Raw genomic sequence first — 17,001 nt, 5'->3', positions numbered from 1 at the left:
AGGACTTGGCGGCGTCCACTACCATCCCATTACCATATTCGATTCGATCGCGATGCGTGCTTGATCGAGGTCGCAACCGGTTTCCATTCGGTACAAACGAATCGCGTTGACCTTGTCGCCGGCCGATTTGCTGAGGCATTCGCGAGCGGTCATGCACGGATCGAGTGTGCGATCGGTCAGACCAAGCGCACCTTTGCTGATCACCCAAGAATCGCGAGGGCGTTTCGTCAAACGCATCAGCTCATCTTCGGGGTAGGCGTCGTCGACGACTTCGCGAGCGTCGTCTTCGTTTTCGGCCCAAGTGATGATGATGTGGGCGTCCGTTTCGATTTCAAACAAAGGCATGGTGGAAACGTTCGTTGGAGGAAGAAGAGCCGCGACGCAGCATGCGCTTGCTGGTCCTACATCCTAATCCACGTCGCGACCGGGCTGTAGGTCCTTGAGGCGTTTTGCTTCTCGTCACCGCTGAGGGCTGATAGAGTGGGCGCCGTATTGGAATCTCCCTTTGTAGCCAAGGTTTTGCGATGAAGTGCTGGTGTCTGTCCGGTCGGGAATTTCATTTGATCGGTGCCGTGTTGGGTTCCGCGAGCGTTCTGGCGTGCTGCCTTGTGAATGCCGCAGACAACGTTGGGGCCGCTGCGGAGGCTGTTCCTTCTGTCGAGCAATCCGGCGTTGCTACAGATTTTGTCGAGCTGTTTGATGGCAAATCCTTTGACGGCTGGGAGCACGGTGGCAATTGGCGTCTCGAAGACGGGGCGTTTTTTCGCGCCGCTGGCGGTGGGCCACTGACGTACAAACGCAAGCTTGTTCCGGATGACTTTGAGCTTCGGTTCGAATGGAAGGTGTCCAAGGGTTGCAACAGCGGCGTCTACTACCGGCCGGGGCAAGTCGAATATCAAGTGCTCGACAACGTGAGCAGTCCGTACGGAGAAAACCCGCGGCAATCTGCGGCTTCGTTGTTCTTTTGCATGGCTCCGTCGAAAGATGCAACGCGTCCGGTGGGCGAATGGAATTCCGGAAGAGTGGTCTGCAAAGGAACAGTGATTCAGCATTGGCTCAACGGTCAAAAGGTTCTGGACTTTGACTACACCGATCCAAAGTGGGCTGAGATGGTGAAGCTTCTGACAATCCGAGGCGGTGATCTCACGGGTCGCGGTGGCGAGCTGTGGCTGCAGGATCACGGTCAGCCGGTTTGGTACCGCAATCTGCGTTTGCGAGAGATCCCAAGTGACGAGCCGCTCAATCCATCGCCTGATTTTGAACCCATGTCGATCCCGCCGGGAGCATTGGCCAAGGAGCAGCAGCGTGTGCAGGCGATGCTAGAGGCGGCACGGTCGCGGTAGGGAAACGGTGTTGCCGAAGCACCTCGATGGCACGATCCAAGGGAGCGGTGTCACCCACCGCTAGTGCACCGGATGCTTACCACGAAGAGCACTGAGGGCTCGAAGGTTACGCGGACTTACTCACTCGATCCTTGGGTAGGTGAGAAGTGTCGCCCCGTCGGGGTTTTGGGCTGTTCCGGGCAGTTGTGCGTTCCGGGGCCTGACGACACCGGCACAGATGTAGGCCAGGTTTCACCTGGCAACCACGGCAATGCTTTGGAACAAAGCGAGGCGTCTGCGCCATTCCACGTGGCATCGACATGGGGATTTGATCGGCCAGTCACCCGTGCCAGGTGGGACCTGGCCTGCAAATGGTCGGTGGCACCTTATGGAGGAGGCGGGCACTGTCGGCGCATGAAAAAAGCCCCGCTGGAAAGCGGAGCTTGATGGGCGATGAGGGACTCGAACCCCCGACATCCTCGGTGTAAACGAGGCGCTCTAGCCAACTGAGCTAATCGCCCTTTGAAAAGTCATTGACTTTTCGGGTTGTTTGCTCGGTCCATTCTTCGGAGACCTGAGCTGTGCCGTTTTGGCAAGTTCCGCTTCATCGAAACGGAACGACTTGGGGCTGATGGTCTGATTCGCACGATCAAAGTGGTCGTGCAATCACCGATCAGCGGGACAACATGCGGGTGCGTTTGTTGCGGCGTTCAGCACGCAGGCGGGCGCGGCGATTGGTTTCGCTCGGCTTTTCGTAGAATTCGCGGCGACGCATTTCTTTCTTGATACCGCTTCGCTCAACCAATTTTCTAAACCGGCGGACTGCCTCCTGAATCGTTTCCCGATCACGCACCAATAACTTTACCATTGCCGCTCCGTAAACCCTTTCAAATCAATCGTTTGCATGGTCCAAATCCTCCAAGTCGAGGAATGAAATGTCGCGGTCGAGCGCAGCAAAAGCCAAACCCGTCGCGGTGAAGGCCGCGAATCATAACGACCTAACACCGCCCCCCACAACCGAGGAAACGGAAAATACAGTCGTTTTGTGGTGAAAACGCCGCTTTCAATCTTGATCCAAAACGGATGTTTTCCTCGCGTGTGAACTTGGGCGTTTTGACATCGTCGAAACGCCGTTGGATCATCCGTGAAGATGCGATCGAAGTGGCCGTCCCACGCCGGATTCACCGCCGCAGATGACTCGCAGAAAGTTGATCTATCGGGTTCAGGCGGCGGCCCGCGTGAGGTTTTCCATCGGAACTGTTTCGCAGCGAACCCCGTCGACGCCGTAATAGACGAGCGATTGAGTTTTGAGGTCGGCGATCGCGGTGAGCTTCACACTCCGAGGACCATGCAGGCAGAAGTAGAGCCCGCAGGTCGCTCCTCGCCGCACCACTTCGCGCTGAGTCAGCGGGAACTGATGGGGCTCGAGGTGTCCCAGTTCGCACAGCTTGTCTTCGACTTGGCGACGCAGTAGCGGCAAATCGATCGTTTCGAGGGAATACCCGATCATCAACATCCTTTCGTCCAGCGGGAGGTCTGCTGCCGATGGTGTCACGCCGCCTCGACGTAACAAATTTCCTCAGGGAGAGAGGCCATCCGGTCACTGCGTGCATCAGACGCCGACGGTATCGACGCGCAGCGCGGAGAATCTTCGGGGCGATCTGGTTCAGGTCCGGTCGTGCGGCCAACCAGATTGAAATTCATTCCCATTGCGCACGTTGCGGCAGACTTGCGCGATTAGACGGGGGGAGCGATTCCGGTCGGTCAGACGGATTGAGCCCGTTGTTGGACGAAACGCCGTGACTGAAGGGAAATTTGCAAGTTCGTCCGAAATGCAGTTGATGGGGCGTGACAACTGAATCCATTAGCCGCCGTGCGTTAGCACCGGTTTCTGTGTGTTGAGAACCGGGCATACCGGCCGTTGGCTGATGGGGTCATTTGGTGCCGGCGAGATCTTTGCGGGGCACAACGCGGTGGAAGTGCAGGTGGACTTCGCGATCGACCACTCGCCGCACGCCTTCGACCAGGCACGCGGGTTCGTTTTCGGATTCGCCCTGAGCGATGATTGCATCCAAAGGAGTGCCCGGCGCGACAGAAAACGTCCGCTGGTTGATCGTTTGGTTTCCCGCGTCGAGCTCTGGAATGATGAAGTGGCACGTCGCACCAAACGTCAGCATTCGGACGTTGTGGGCATCATGGTACGGGCGGAATCCAGGGAAGCCTGGCAGCAATCCATGATGCAAGTTGATGATTCGGCCGCCCGCGAATTGCCAGCAAGCGTCGGCGGGAAGGATTCGCATGTAGCGAGCCAGAATCAAATAATCGATGTCGTATTCATCCAGCGTGGCCAGCAAGGCAGCGTCATCGACCGCTCCGGTGCCGTCGCCGATCATCCGGAAATCGCAGTCAAACTCGTCGGCCAGAAACCCCAACTTCTTCCGGTTGGAGATGATCACGGGCACTTCCGCGGCGATTTGGCCTGAGGAAACAGCTTCCAATACCGCTCGCGGAGTGTGTTCGACGTAGGTGCACGCAACCGCCAATCGAGGCTGGCTCGCACGAGCATCGGGGCTCCAGGCCCGGATCGACAAGCCAGTGTGCTCGCCGATCTGCTTCATCTCGTCCTTCAATTGCCCCAGCAGTTCTGCTGGATCGGCACCCGCATCGAATTGCAGCCGGCAGAGCATCGCGAACAATTCTTCCTCGTCGTGGTCGTACATCTGGATTTCGGAAATCCGAGCCCCGCGTGCGGTGACGTGGTGAATGATCGGATCTGCCAAACCGGAGTGATCCGGACCAAGGGCGGTGATGACGACTTCCATGTGGAGGCTTTTGCGAGGAAACTGTTGGCCCGACGAATTCGCAAATTATCACATTCGACCCAATCATGCCCACCGCATCCAAGTTGCCTGTCGCCACGCCGCCCTCGGTCAATGGCCGTCGTCGATCGGACTTTCCCGCCGACGCGAATCTGTGTGATCACTGCACGGCCAAGTGCTGCAAGTACTTTGCGCTGCCGATCGACGAACCGGTGACACGAAAAGATTTTGACTTCATGCGGTGGTATCTGCTGCACGATCGAGCCACCGTGTTTGTCGACGAAGACACTTGGTATTTGCTCGTTCACACGACTTGCAAACATCTACAGGACGACCATCGGTGCGGCATCTACGAAACCCGGCCTCAAATTTGTCGTGAGTACACGACGAAGGAGTGTGAGTTCGAGGACGATTGGTGCTACGAGAAGTACTTCGAAACGCCTGAGCAGATTGACGAGTACGCGGACGCTTTGTTCGGGCCGCAGTTCCCCGAAGGAGCCGACCGGGACATCGACTCGATCCGCAGTCGACGTCCGACGGGACTCCCGGTCGTTGGGTAGCGGAACTCGTCAAGAGTTTCGGCAAATTTGGATGCCAACCGAAAGTCTTGGCGACTTCCGCTACGACTCACACCCTCCACTTTCCTTCTTCCCATTCACCCCTCACCGACCTCCATGATCCAACCTCGCACGCTGAAGGGATTCCGCGACTACTTGCCCGCCGCGATGATTCCGCGGGAAAAATTGATGCAAACCGCTCGCGAAGTGTTCCGCAGTTTTGGGTTTGCACCGATCGACACACCGACACTCGAACACCTGGAAATCTTGACCGGCAAAGGCAGCGACGAAACCGACCGTCAGCTTTACTCGTTTGAAGACAACGGCGGGCGACCCGTCGGCATGCGGTTTGACCTGACGGTGCCATTGGCTCGATTCGCGGCTCAGCACATCGGCACGTTGGGAACCCCGTTCAAGCGTTATCACATCGCTCCGGTATGGCGTGGTGAGAAACCACAAGAAGGCCGTTACCGCGAATTTGTGCAGTGTGACTTCGACACGATCGGCACCACGTCGGAACTGGCGGACATCGAAGCGGTTTGCGTGATCGACGCGTTGTTGCGAGCGATCGGGATCGACGCGTTCACGATCAGCATCAACAACCGAGCGATCTTGACCGGGTTGTTGGAATCGTTGGGATTGGCCGACAAGACGACACCGGTGCTGCGAAGTCTCGACAAGCTCGGAAAGATCGGCCGCGAAAAAACGGCCAATGAGATGGTCGAATCCGCGGGCGTGACGGCCGAGCAAGCCGATGCGGTGTTGCGATTGGCAGAGTGTGACGGCGACGCGGAGTCAATCTTGGCATCGCTGCCCGAGATCACCGGTGGCAATGAAACCGCCGCGGCAGGCATCGAACGTTTGACCCAAATTTATCGTGGTGCCTTGGCATCCGGAGTCAGCCCGGACCGTTTGAAGATCGATGTCTCGATCGCTCGCGGGTTGGATTACTACACCGGAGTCATCTTTGAAACGACGCTGGACGAATTGCCCGGCATCGGCAGCGTTTGCAGCGGCGGCCGCTACGACAACTTGGCGGGGCTGTACACCAAGCAACATCTGCCGGGCATTGGTGCGTCGCTCGGACTGGATCGATTGCTCGCCGCACTGGAAAGCCTCGGTCGATTGTCGGGTGTCAGCAAACCCTGTGCGGTGTTCGTTCCGTTCTTCGACAAGGGACACCGGGACGACTATTTGAAGTTGGCCTCGCAGCTTCGCGATGCTGGGATTGGCACCGAAGTTTATCCGGAACCCAAGAAGCTCGGCCAACAGCTCAAGTACGCCGACTCGCAAGGTTTCGCCGTCGCTCTCATCGCGGGCGGCAACGAATGGGAAGCCGGCACAGTGCAAGTCAAAACGCTGGCAACAAAAGAGTCGCAAGACGTGGCGTACTCGCATGATTCGCCGCACGCGTTGATCGAAGCGATCCGAGCGGCAACTTCGTAGGCCGCTTTTGCACGGTCAATCAGGACAACGTTGGGCCGCTAAAACTTGAGGGTTGACACAGAGCATGCGACGTTAACTTTCGTTTTGTCCTACGCCCCAACGGGGCGGTTCTAAGATAGCCCCAGGCATCGCCTGGGGTTTCGTTACGGAGGCCCCAACGCGAGCCCCAACGGGGCGGCCCTAAGAAAGATTCCCCATAACCCGCTAGGACCGCCCCCGTTGGGGCTTTGCAATCTTGGTCCCACCACAACCCAGGGCGTTGCCCTGGGCTGGCATAGGGCTGCCCCGTTGGGGCGAAGTCGTGGGACAAAACCTGGGCAGTTCAAAGCCGTTTCGAATCCAAGCATTTGGCAGCCTAGAACGACGTCGAATCATTTCGGCGCACGAAAAACGGGTGCTTTCCCAATGGGAAGCACCCGTTGCTTTTGAGGTTAATTCAATGAGCCGTACCGCGTTAGCGGCGGTTATCAGACGCCAACCGGGGCTGACGCCCATCGGCTAATTGTTGTCTTTCGGTATACGACTAAATCAACTGCCCGTTAATCTGCAGGAGACTGGCTGAGCGAATCTTTAGCAACGCGTGAACAACAAGTGGCGATGTTAGCGGTGTGGCGCAAGCCGCCCGGTGAGGAACCGGAGGGCTCGCGCCCTTCCGCTACGTCACGTGGACCTTAAAGCGGTGAGCCGTCGGATTTCAGTGCGAAGTCGTAGACCGTTTGGCTGTCGCTGACGGTGGCTTTGATTTGCGAATCTTCGTTGTAGGCCTCTGGGACCTGCTCGTTTGGATCGCGTTTCTTTTTGCGTCGTGCGACGGCGTCGTCATCATCGTCGGCACCTTCCGTGTCGACTTCACCGGTCGAGGCGGTGGTGCTGATTCGCACGACTTTCTCTCCCGGAGGAACGCCCATCACTTCGCTGTTGAACTTGAGCTCGTAGTGGCCTTCTGCGTCGGTGGTGCCGTAGCAGAACGTTGTGTCCGGTGCTTCGAACATCACGACGGCGCCTTCAAGAGGTTGCCCGTCCAAAGTGACTGTGCCGGTGATCGGAACCAATCCGATCGAGGCATAATCCGCTCCGTCACCCGATCCGCAACCGGCGCTGGTTGCCAAGGCAAGTGCGAGGCAACTGGTCCATGCCAGAGTTGCCGCGGAAGTGATTGTTGATTTCATAATCATCGAGGAGGTTTCAAAGAAGTGTGGTGGGGATGGGTGAGTCCGTTTCACGGATCAGAGTTCCGATGGGATCTCACCGCCGTCACGCGATCCGAGAGCGTCGTAGACGTCTTCTGCAAGCGATTCGGTCAGGAAAGTAACCGAGCCATCGCACTTCAAGAAATGAGCTCCGCCGACGTGGTAGCTTCCGAACGCCAGTTCCATCAATCGACCGCTCATCAAGGGAGCTCGTTTGATCGCGTTGACAGGAGTGATCGTGACACCAGCAACTTCTGAGAATTCGGTTCCGCCGGTTCCGCCATCGCAACGGCAAGGGTCGGTTTGAGGAGCACCGATGTACCAGTAGTCCATGCCTTGTCCGTCTTTGACGAACTTCGGATTGTTGTAGCTTTCGCCGATCATGATCGTGTTGGACGTTCCGTCCAGGATGTCACGGAACTTGGTTTTGCTGCAGGCGTAGAAGATGCCGTCTTGGTCCAAGCTTTCCAATGAAATCGTGTCGGGCAGCGCGGTGCTGGTGTCATCGGAGGTTGCCAAGGTTCCGGCAACGCCGCGGTAACTGGCGGGCACGCGTTGTGGGATTCCGTTGTAATCCATGTGCAATGGCAGCGCCATGCTGGGGCAACGGTAGGTCGGGATGACCGTTTCGCAGGCCTCTTCGTTGGGGCCGTCATCAGTACCCCAGTTGCCCAGGCCTGACTCTTGGAAGATCAGGGTCTGGTACAGGTTGGCTTGTTCGATCTGAGGCAAGATGTGTCCGCTCCAGGTCATGCCGCGGTTATCCCAGCCGTAAGGGAACTTGTTGAACGTGTCGTGGTAAACGTGAAGTCCCAAGCCAATTTGTTTGAGGTTGTTACCGCATTGCATGCGGCGTGCGGCTTCGCGAGCGGACTGGACCGCTGGCAGAAGCAGGCCGACCAAGACGCCGATGATGGCGATCACAACCAACAGTTCAACCAGCGTGAATCCGCGGGTGGATGTGGTTTGGCGGGCGGGAGTTTGGTTCGTGCACGTCTGGGCTGGGGATCGGCGACTCGATTGGGTCGTCAGGGAGGTCATTCGTTACTTCCAGCGAAATTTGTGAGGTGGGCAACGACGGGAAGCGAGTTCGCTGATGAGCCGCCGTTGAAGATTTGGGCGGGACTGTAGAAAAGGACTGTGAAGAAACACCGACGTTCAAAGTGAAGGTTTGATGAACCAGATCGAGCATCAAATCACCGGAAATCGGCTGCCAGATTGCGTGCGTGGGCGACGCTTTCGGGTCCTGTTAAGGTAGGGCTAAGCTTCATAAAAGAAACGGCCGGTACTGAGGAGGGGTTTCGCCCCGTCTGAAGAATTTTTCAGGAAACTTTGTTTCCTAATGCGAAACTGAGTTTCAGGGTGCTGTTTGAGGCACGCGAAGCTTGTTGGGGTAATCCAAAAGGAGCTGTTTGATCATCAGGCTGGGCAGACCAGCTGGGATGAAATGGTCAAACGCATGGTTCACAATTCGTTCGTTGTCCGCGTCGGTGACCGCTTTCATGTGAGTCGCCACGTTGCCATCGATGTTTTGATCTATGTCGATCGCTTGCGGAGTCTGCTCAGAGCCAAAGGACAAGTCGTCCAGGTCGATCCATCTTTGTTTCAGCGAGTTCTGGGTGCGAAAGTGAATTCGCCTTTCCTCCGGTAGATAGACGAGGTTCCACTGAGTCAGACGGCCTTGAGCGACCATCTGCAAACAGCGGTTGGCGTAGTCGACGGGCACCGTCTCACCGTCCAGGTTGCCAGCCATCTCGACCAAGCGAACGCCGCGACCGTAGCGCAGCAGACTTCCGTCGTTGATTTGTTCGGTTTGCGAATCTTGCCAAGATGAATTCGCCAGCACGCACGCGTGAGTCTTTGGTTTTCCATCGTCCAAGCGATAGTCGTCGCCGTGACGCACCACCGCTTTGCCATCGAGGAATTCGACCACAGCGACATCGCCTGTCGCATCGGTGACGAAGTAATGAACGGTTTCGACCATCGGAAGCATTGGGATCGGCACGACGGTTGAGAGACTGTCGACCACCTCCGCGACGGTTTCAGCGGTGTCGAGTTGGTACTGAACCCATTGAATCGCGTTGACCGCGGTGAGCTTTGGGTCCGCTTCCACGTCGACAGGATCGGGAAACGTCGTTTGCGGCAAACGAAGCAAATCGACCGTCAGGCCCTTCTCGTTCATCCCAGCAAATGGAATTTCTCGGCCGAATTGGCAAAACGAAACGCTGCCGTATTTCGAAACCCAGGTGGCAGGTTTGATGGGCGCCAGCGACGTCTTTTCGATGCCGCGATGATTGGTGATAACCATCGCTTCGCCGAACGGCCAATCATGATTGCGAGCGATGACCAATTGGCCGTGAATCGTCATTCGCATCACGGTGCACGCGGACGCGGGCTGGACCGAGACGGTCAAAAGACCCATCGCCGCGACCACGGCGATCAATCCCAATTCGGCGAGCGATTGAAACTGATTGACCGAACGGCATTTTTGACGCGAACACATATCGGTGGACTCCGGCAGTGAATGGGCGTGAAGAGGGCGGACGCGAGGTCCGCGAATTCATGGTAGCAAAATCGTCGAGCGGAGACGGGGCGTTTTTCGCTGGAATGAACGGGGGTTGTTCGGTGAAAAGTTGCTCGCGTGAAACTGCGGATCGGCCGCAGTTGTGGCCTAACCGTCAAAGTTTGCCAAAACGGCTCAACCGTCACGATCGTCGCATCCGATACCAGTTCACGTGGCACCCGGTGTTGCGCGACGAGACGTGCAAGTAGCACGCTCCGAGCCGGCCGGCCACTTCGATTCGACAACCCCCGACGATTGAATCCAAGCGAAACACCCCATGAACTCTTTGATCTGGCGCCGACTTCCCCGGTTTGCGAAAAGCTGTGTCGTCCTCGTGACATGCCTGGCGTGCTCGCCATTGGCGGCTCAGGTCCGTGTCAAAAAACCGGACCGCGGAACGTATCAAGCACCCGGAAGTGCCGCTGAAACGACCGGCGATTGGGAACTGTATCCCGACGACTCGCCTCAGCTCAGCCGCATTCAGATCGACGAAGTCATCTACGACGACATGGAAGTCGCCTCCGACGCGGAAGGTGACGGCCTGCAGGTCGTGGACGCGCCCGGCGGTTTGCAATTGCGAGCACTCGGCGAAGTCGCGGGGGCAAACTCGCAACCATCCAACGCCCAAATCGTCCGGCCGGTTTCAGCCATGTCGGTTCATCCCAACTCAAGTGCCAATGGCGCTTTGATGGGAGGGGCTCGAATCATTCAGTCCACCGGATCGAGCCATCGCGGACGTGTGCTGCGAAAGACTTCCGGCACCGTCACGATGATGGAACAGCCGACTTTTGTGGGTGAGACCATCATCGGTTCGAGCACGCCAACCAGCTTCCAGGGGCCCGGATGTGGCATGGAAGGTCCCGGCTGCGGAATCGAAGGATGTGGTTGTGGTTTCGACGTCGGCTGTGGGCTGGAAGGTCCTGGTTGCGGACTGGATTCGTATGGTTGCGACAGTTGCGGCTATGGCGGATGCGACGGGATGTGCGGACCCTCCAGCGGTCCCTGCGGCGCGATCTGTGTCGACCCGAATCGTTGGTTTGGTTCGGCCGAGCTGATGATCATGTTCCGCAAAGGCGATCGATTGCCACCCTTGGTCACAACCGACACGGCACCGGACACCGGGTCGCTGGACACCGGCACGGTTCTGGCCGGCAACGATTCTGTTTTGAAAGACTCCACGGTTGGCGGACGTTTGACGCTGGGCCTGTGGTTGGACAACCATCAATGCCGCAGCCTTGTCTTTCGAGGCTGGGTCGCTGGCGATGAAAAATACAGCTTCGGTGCCGACCAACGAACCTTCGACGTCCTCGCGATTCCGTTTTTCAACGTCGCAACTGACGCGGAAGATTCCAATGTGGTCGTGTTCCCCAACGCTCCCGCGGACCCCGCGATCAATGGTCGCTTTGGTGCCGTCGGTGTGGATGCCTACAGCGAACTGTACGGCGGTGACATTTCGGTTCGTCAATTCTGGCGAGGCGGTTTGGGCACCACGTTCGACGTGCTGTATGGGTACCAATACATGCGATTGTCCGAGGGTTTGAACATTTCGTCCAGCTCAACGCTGACCGAAGGAACCGATGCGGGCAACTACATCTCGATTCGTGATTCCTTCGAAGCGACCAACGAATTTCACGGAGCCCAGTTCGGTTTGGCCGGTCGCTACCGTGAAGGCTGCTGGAGTTTCAATTGGTTGGCCAAGGCCGCGTTCGGGAACGTTCGACGCACGGCGGATCGTCAGGGCAGCACGACGGTTGGACCGCCTGACACACCTCAGGATGGCGGTTTGTTTGTCGACCCGGACACCAACGAAGGCACCTTCACCAGCGACACGTTCGGCTGGGTTCCTGAGTTGGACGTCAACTTGGGTTGGCACCGATTCAGCAACTTTGACGTCACGATCGGCTACCACCTGATGGCCATGACCGACGCCATCCAGGTCTCGGGCATCTTTGATCGAAGGATCAACGACACCAACAATGTTCTGCCATCGCCGGCGATGCGAGATAGCACTTTCTACGTGCAGGGCATCCACTTCGGCCTGAGCTACATCCACTGATCGGAACCCCAACCTGGGGTCCGAGGCAGGATCGATGATCCGGCGGATCGTTCACGGAATGACGCGGGAAACGGGGCTCCGAGCAATTGCTGGAGCCAAATTTGCCGACATGACCGGTGGTAATTAGGATGTGGGGCAACTTTCTCAATTCGCTCCACGATCCCCACTTTTTGCGGCTGACCTGTCTCCCATGATCTATTTCATTTGCTGGGTCGTTTTCTTGCTCACGATGATTCTGGCAGTGATCGTGGTCGGATTCAAAAACCGCAAGCCTCGACCTGCCGCCGCGGTTGTGCCCGCCGGTGAGGAAGAGATGATGGCGGACGGCGAAGACATCGAGGTCGTCGAAGGCGACGCATTCGAAGCCGTTCCTGGTGAAGGCGATGACTTCGGCGGTGGAGAATTCGCGGCCGAGGGCGGCGACGACTTTGCCGCGTTCGAAGACGAATTCAAATGATCGGTTGAATTCGATCGAAGAATCTCGCTCGCCGACCCGTTGTGAACTCGTCTGGCTTGGCGGTCAATCGATCGGATTCCTGGTTCTCGTCTGAAAGTTTTCGCGTTGAAACATCGAAGCACCCGAGACGTCGTGGAGGATCTGCGCGCCGGAGGTCGACTGATCACGGTCGATGACGAAGTCGATCCAACTCTGGAGATGGCCGAGATCCAACGTCGCGTGTATCTGCGAGGTGGACCGGCGATCTTGTTCACCAATGTTCGTGGATGCCAATTCCCGATGGCGTCGAATCTGTTCGCGTCGCTGGACCAAGCCCGTTACCTTTTTCGCGACACGCTCGAGCGTGTGCGTCGATTGATTGAGGTCAAACTCGATCCGTCGGCATTGCCCAAAAGCCCGATGCGATACGCGGGCGTGCCGATGACGGCGCTGACAATGCTGCCGCGATTCACTCGAAGCGGTCCGGTTCAAGCCAACCGGTGCCGGCTGAGCGAGTTGCCGGCCCTGAAGTCGTGGCCGATGGATGGCGGTTCGTTTGTGACCTTGCCACAAGTGCTCTCGGCGGACCCGACCGCTCCTGAGAATCTGATGCGAGTCAACTTGGGCATGTACCGCGTTCAGCTCGCGGGGAACGACTATGACCCCGAGACCCAAGTCGGGCTGCACTATCAGATTCATCGCGGCATCGGAGTACATCATCGCGCAGCGATGGATCGCAACGAATCCTTGCCGGTCGCGATCACGGTTGGTGGATCACCGGCGATGAGTCTGGCTGCGGTGATGCCGCTGCCCGAAGGCCTGACTGAGCTGACTTTCGCCGGTGCGCTTTCGGGTCGACGTGTTCGCATGATGCGCGGATCGCACGCGCCGGTTTACGCCGACGCGGACTTCGCGATTGTGGGGACGGTTGATCCAACCGCGACGATGCCGGAAGGTCCGTTTGGCGATCACTTGGGTTACTACTCGTTGCAGCACCCGTTCCCGTTCATGAAGGTCGATCATGTTTGGCATCGCAAAGATGCGATTTGGCCGTTCACCGTCGTCGGCCGGCCACCTCAAGAAGACACAACGTTCGGCCAGCTGATTCATGAGCTGACCGATCCAATTATCCCGACGGTGATCCCCGGCGTGAAAGCGGTTCACGCGGTCGATGCGGCCGGCGTGCATCCGTTGTTGTTGGCGATCGGCAGCGAACGTTACATGCCGTACTTGAAAGCCAAAGAGCCGCAGGAGTTGCTGACTCAGGCCAACGCGATTTTGGGCAACGGGCAATTGTCACTGGCGAAGTATCTGTGGATCACCGACGACCCAGATGATTCGATCAAGATCCATGACATTGGCAACTTCATGCAGCACATCCTTCGCCGAGTCGATTGGCGTCGCGATTTGCATTTCCATACCAAGACGACGATCGACACGCTGGACTACAGCGGCACGGGATTGAATCAAGGTTCCAAAGTCGTCGTCGCGGCGACGGGTCAGCCGATCCGAGAACTCGCAACGGAGATACCATCTGGTCTTAGTCTGCCGGATGGCATTTCAGAACCGAAGTTGGTGATGCCTGGCGTGATCGCGGTGGAAGGACCCAAGTACAGCGGCGACGCGTCTCGTGAAGACGTTCAACGTCTCACTGAGCACTTGGCAAACCAGCCAAATCTAGAAAGCGTGCCGTTGATCACCTTGTGTGACGATTCTGAGTTCGCCGCCGCAACGTTGAACAATTGGTTGTGGTTGACGTTTACACGCAGCAACCCAGCGATTGATGTCGACGGTGTTGATGTGCAGGTCGTCGACAAGCACTGGGGCTGTCGCGGACCGCTGATCATCGACGCGCGAGTCAAACCGCATCACGCCCCGCCGCTCGTGGAAGATGCCGACGTCACCGCCAAGGTTGATGCAAGAGCCAGCAGAGGCGATGAGCTGGCCAAGTATTTGTGAGTGTCTCGGGACTCCCTGTAGGCACGGTTGAAGCCGGCGGGGTCACGGGCGGTTCAACAATGAACTTTGGATTCGTTGCCGGACGACTCGCTTTGTTCCAAAGCATCGGTTGGGGCGCCAGGTAATGACCTGCCCTACGGAGCCCCGATCACATCCCGCAGCGTTAGCAAGGTCTTACGCAGTTAGCGGTGCGGCGCGAGCCGCCCGGTGAGGAACCGGAGGGCTCGCGCCCTGCCGCTACTTTGGGCGAAGGATCGCTCAACGTGACGCGTCGTGAACTTCCGCGAGCTTCCTCCTTAGGTCACGCACTCGGTCTTGGATGATCAGTGGCAGTTTGCTTCGCAGTTGGTTGCGGCCGCCGAACCAATCCACTGGTTCGTGCACCACCAGTCTGGCTTGCACGATGGTTGCGTCTGCATCCTCACCCGCGATCTCGGCTGGCAATCGTGTGGCTGTGATCACTCCGCCGAGTCCCTGATATGGTTTCGAGTCGCCGGTGACTTCTTTGCCCAAATCATTTCGCTCGATCGGGCTCCACGAGTTTTCAAACCGTGGATCCAAATGCCAAGCGACGGTCACAAAATCACCTGAGTCGCCTTCGAGGCGACGATGCGTTTCCGCGTGGATCACCCCCTCGACCATGACTCGGTCCAGCAACGGAAAACTCACCCTGCCGAAAGATGAGGTTTCGCCATCCGGGCTGATCCCAAGCTTTGTGAGTTCTTCTTCGCTGACTTGGTTCGCGGCACCGACGTCGTCTTGCTCATCGTCGGTCTTGCGGACGCCCAGCAAAGAATTCAACGCGTCGGAATCTTGCACCAAATCAATCGATGCATGCACGACGAAGGTGACGTCCAGCAGGTGCCCGATACGCTGGTCGTCGGAATTCGAAATCGAATCCATGTCGATGGCGATCGGAGCGACCGCCGAGTCGCGGACGAAACGTTGGATGCCTCCTGCTCGCGACAATTTCTGCAGTTGGCTTTCGACTTCCTTTGTCACGACCGGTTCACCGGATGAGCTCAGGAACGTTGGTGCGGGGAGGGGAGCGACGCTGTCGTCGGTCAGCGGAATGCCATCTTTCAGCATCTGATCAAACAATGCGTTGCCGTCGTCGGCCAGCACCGATCCAGCGTGGGCGATGACTATGCTTGCCAAAACCAACGCGAGGGATCGCATGCGTTGTCGCGATGGTCGCTTGCTGCAATTGGGGCGTTTCCGATCAAGCATTTTTGAGGATCGGTTTCAAGACGCGGGCCGGTTCGACTCCCGTGAGCCTGACGTCGAGGCCTTGGTACTTGGCCGACAACTTCATGTGATCGAGCCCGCAGGTGTGCAGCATCGTCGCATGCAAATCACGCACGTGGGTTTCCTCGCCGTCTTTCAAATAACGATAACCGAGTTCATCGGAGTTGCCGTACGAGATCCCGCCTTTGACGCCGCCGCCCGCCATCCACAACGAAAACGCGTTGATGTGGTGGTCGCGTCCCGAGCCTTGTTTCATTGGTGTGCGGCCAAACTCGCCGCCCCAAATGACCAAGGTGTCATCCAGCATCCCGCGACGCTTGAGGTCTTGAATCAATGCCGCCGAGGCTTGGTCGACCGCTTTCGCGCTGTCCTTCATCCCAGCCTCCAGGTTGCTGTGGTGATCCCACGCACGATGGTAAAGCTGGATGAATCGAACGCCGCGTTCGGCCAATCGTCGAGCCATCAAGCAGTTGCTTGCGAACGATCCGTCGCCCGGTTTGGTGACGCCATACAGGTTCAATGTTTCCTGCGATTCGTCCGACATGTCGGCCAATTCCGGCACCGAAGTTTGCATTCGGAACGCCATTTCATACTGGCTGATCCGAGTTGCGATTTCGGAATCGCCACGGTCGGCCAGCAAGTCTTGATTGAAGGCATTGACCGCTTCGATAGTGGCTCGCTGAGTCGTGTCTGTGATTCCGCCGGGCGGGCGAACGTAGTGAACCGCGTCGCCTTTGGATTGAAACTGAACGCCTTGGAAACGGCTGGGCAGAAAACCTGCTTTCCACTGACGTGCCGAAACCGGTTGGGCTCCGTAGCGACCTTGGCTGGTGAAGACGATGAACCCCGGCAACGATTCGGTCTCGGCACCCAAACCATACAGGAGCCACGAACCCATGCTCGGGCGTCCTTTTTGGATCGAGCCCGTGTTCATGAACGCGTGAGCGGGGTCGTGGTTGATTTGCTCGGTGTGCATCGAGCGAATGATGCACAGATCATCCGCGACCGATCCGATGTTCGGAAACAGTTCGCTGATTTCGAGACCGGACTGGCCCCACTTCTTGAATTTGCAAAACGAACCGCGAGCGATCAACTTCGAACCTTGAAGCTGGGCCAACTGTTGTCCGTCGGTCATCGACGCCGGGAACGGCTGGTCGTTGATCTTGTCCAGTTCTGGTTTCGGGTCCAGCGATTCCATGTGGCTGGGGCCGCCAGCCATGCAAAGGTGAATGACCGTTTTCGCGGTGCCGGGAAAGTGCGGCTGAGGCGAATGGGTTTGGCTGGCTTGGCTTTCGCGTGCGAGCATCGATCCCAGCGCGGCCATGCCGACGCTGTAGGTGCCGCGTTTGAGAAAGCTGCGCCGCTGAATGGAGGGAAATGAATTCATGATGTGACTCCGGCGTGA

At 57.7% G+C, this 17,001-nt stretch carries 15 protein-coding genes and 1 tRNA gene; 6 read left to right on the top strand and 10 right to left on the bottom strand.

Going from position 1 to position 17,001, the window contains the following annotated elements; translation table 11 throughout:
* Positions 1-18: 18 nt before the first annotated feature.
* Positions 19-345, bottom strand: a complete 327-nt coding sequence (locus CEE69_RS00485) for a DUF6793 family protein (protein WP_099258607.1) — start codon at positions 343-345, stop codon at positions 19-21.
* Positions 346-524: 179 nt separating this feature from the next.
* On the opposite strand from CEE69_RS00485, the gene CEE69_RS00480 reads away from it, so the two are divergent.
* Positions 525-1,343, top strand: a complete 819-nt coding sequence (locus tag CEE69_RS00480; protein WP_099258606.1) for a 3-keto-disaccharide hydrolase — start codon at positions 525-527, stop codon at positions 1,341-1,343.
* Between the two features lie 426 nt (positions 1,344-1,769).
* On the opposite strand, the gene CEE69_RS00475 is transcribed toward CEE69_RS00480, so the two are convergent.
* The 4 genes from CEE69_RS00475 to CEE69_RS00455 all read right to left on the bottom strand — a co-directional run bounded on the left by CEE69_RS00475 (position 1,770) and on the right by CEE69_RS00455 (position 4,144).
* Positions 1,770-1,843, bottom strand: a tRNA-Val gene (locus CEE69_RS00475).
* Between the two features lie 152 nt (positions 1,844-1,995).
* Positions 1,996-2,190, bottom strand: a complete 195-nt coding sequence (gene rpsU / locus CEE69_RS00470) for a 30S ribosomal protein S21 (protein ID WP_007338941.1) — start codon at positions 2,188-2,190, stop codon at positions 1,996-1,998.
* A 354-nt stretch (positions 2,191-2,544) separates the two neighbouring features.
* Positions 2,545-2,832 (bottom strand): hypothetical protein, encoded by a 288-nt coding sequence (locus CEE69_RS00460; protein ID WP_233214457.1) that lies wholly within the window; start codon positions 2,830-2,832, stop codon positions 2,545-2,547.
* A gap of 424 nt (positions 2,833-3,256) precedes the next feature.
* On the bottom strand, positions 3,257-4,144 hold the full coding sequence (locus tag CEE69_RS00455; protein ID WP_099258604.1) for a formyltetrahydrofolate deformylase: 888 nt from the start codon (positions 4,142-4,144) through the stop codon (positions 3,257-3,259).
* Positions 4,145-4,209: 65 nt separating this feature from the next.
* Between CEE69_RS00455 and CEE69_RS00450 the strand changes: the two genes are divergently transcribed.
* Together CEE69_RS00450 and hisS are read left to right on the top strand one after the other, a co-directional pair.
* Positions 4,210-4,701, top strand: a complete 492-nt coding sequence (locus tag CEE69_RS00450) for a YkgJ family cysteine cluster protein (RefSeq protein WP_007329341.1) — start codon at positions 4,210-4,212, stop codon at positions 4,699-4,701.
* A 114-nt stretch (positions 4,702-4,815) separates the two neighbouring features.
* On the top strand, positions 4,816-6,144 hold the full coding sequence (hisS, locus tag CEE69_RS00445; RefSeq protein ID WP_099258603.1) for a histidine--tRNA ligase: 1,329 nt from the start codon (positions 4,816-4,818) through the stop codon (positions 6,142-6,144).
* A gap of 671 nt (positions 6,145-6,815) precedes the next feature.
* On the opposite strand, the gene CEE69_RS00430 is transcribed toward hisS, so the two are convergent.
* The 3 genes from CEE69_RS00430 to CEE69_RS00420 form a co-directional block, all read right to left on the bottom strand.
* Positions 6,816-7,313 (bottom strand): carboxypeptidase-like regulatory domain-containing protein, encoded by a 498-nt coding sequence (locus tag CEE69_RS00430; RefSeq protein WP_099258602.1) that lies wholly within the window; start codon positions 7,311-7,313, stop codon positions 6,816-6,818.
* A 57-nt stretch (positions 7,314-7,370) separates the two neighbouring features.
* Entirely contained in the window at positions 7,371-8,375 is a 1,005-nt protein-coding gene (locus CEE69_RS00425; protein ID WP_099258601.1) for a DUF1559 domain-containing protein, read from the bottom strand.
* A gap of 316 nt (positions 8,376-8,691) precedes the next feature.
* Complete coding sequence (locus CEE69_RS00420) at positions 8,692-9,837, bottom strand: linear amide C-N hydrolase (RefSeq protein WP_099258600.1); 1,146 nt, start codon at positions 9,835-9,837, stop codon at positions 8,692-8,694.
* A 337-nt stretch (positions 9,838-10,174) separates the two neighbouring features.
* Between CEE69_RS00420 and CEE69_RS00410 the strand changes: the two genes are divergently transcribed.
* From CEE69_RS00410 to CEE69_RS00395, 3 genes are all read left to right on the top strand, one after another.
* Entirely contained in the window at positions 10,175-11,953 is a 1,779-nt protein-coding gene (locus tag CEE69_RS00410; RefSeq protein WP_233214455.1) for a BBP7 family outer membrane beta-barrel protein, read from the top strand.
* A gap of 190 nt (positions 11,954-12,143) precedes the next feature.
* Positions 12,144-12,410: a hypothetical protein gene (locus CEE69_RS00400; protein WP_099258597.1), complete on the top strand. Its 267-nt coding sequence runs from the start codon at positions 12,144-12,146 to the stop codon at positions 12,408-12,410.
* A gap of 105 nt (positions 12,411-12,515) precedes the next feature.
* Positions 12,516-14,348, top strand: coding sequence for a UbiD family decarboxylase (locus tag CEE69_RS00395; protein WP_233214454.1), 1,833 nt, complete (start codon positions 12,516-12,518; stop codon positions 14,346-14,348).
* A 258-nt stretch (positions 14,349-14,606) separates the two neighbouring features.
* Here CEE69_RS00395 and CEE69_RS00385 read toward each other — a convergent pair whose 3' ends face one another.
* Both CEE69_RS00385 and CEE69_RS00380 read right to left on the bottom strand, forming a co-directional pair.
* A complete protein-coding gene (locus CEE69_RS00385; protein ID WP_099258595.1) occupies positions 14,607-15,578 on the bottom strand; it encodes a hypothetical protein in 972 nt (323 codons plus the stop codon).
* Positions 15,571-16,983, bottom strand: coding sequence for a DUF1501 domain-containing protein (locus CEE69_RS00380; protein ID WP_099258594.1), 1,413 nt, complete (start codon positions 16,981-16,983; stop codon positions 15,571-15,573). Before CEE69_RS00380 ends, CEE69_RS00385 begins: the two co-directional genes overlap by 8 nt.
* Between the last annotated feature and the right edge of the window lie 18 nt (positions 16,984-17,001).

The organism is Rhodopirellula bahusiensis (assembly GCF_002727185.1).
GTDB classification, from domain to species: domain Bacteria; phylum Planctomycetota; class Planctomycetia; order Pirellulales; family Pirellulaceae; genus Rhodopirellula; species Rhodopirellula bahusiensis.
This window is presented reverse-complemented; position numbering and strand designations above follow the sequence as displayed.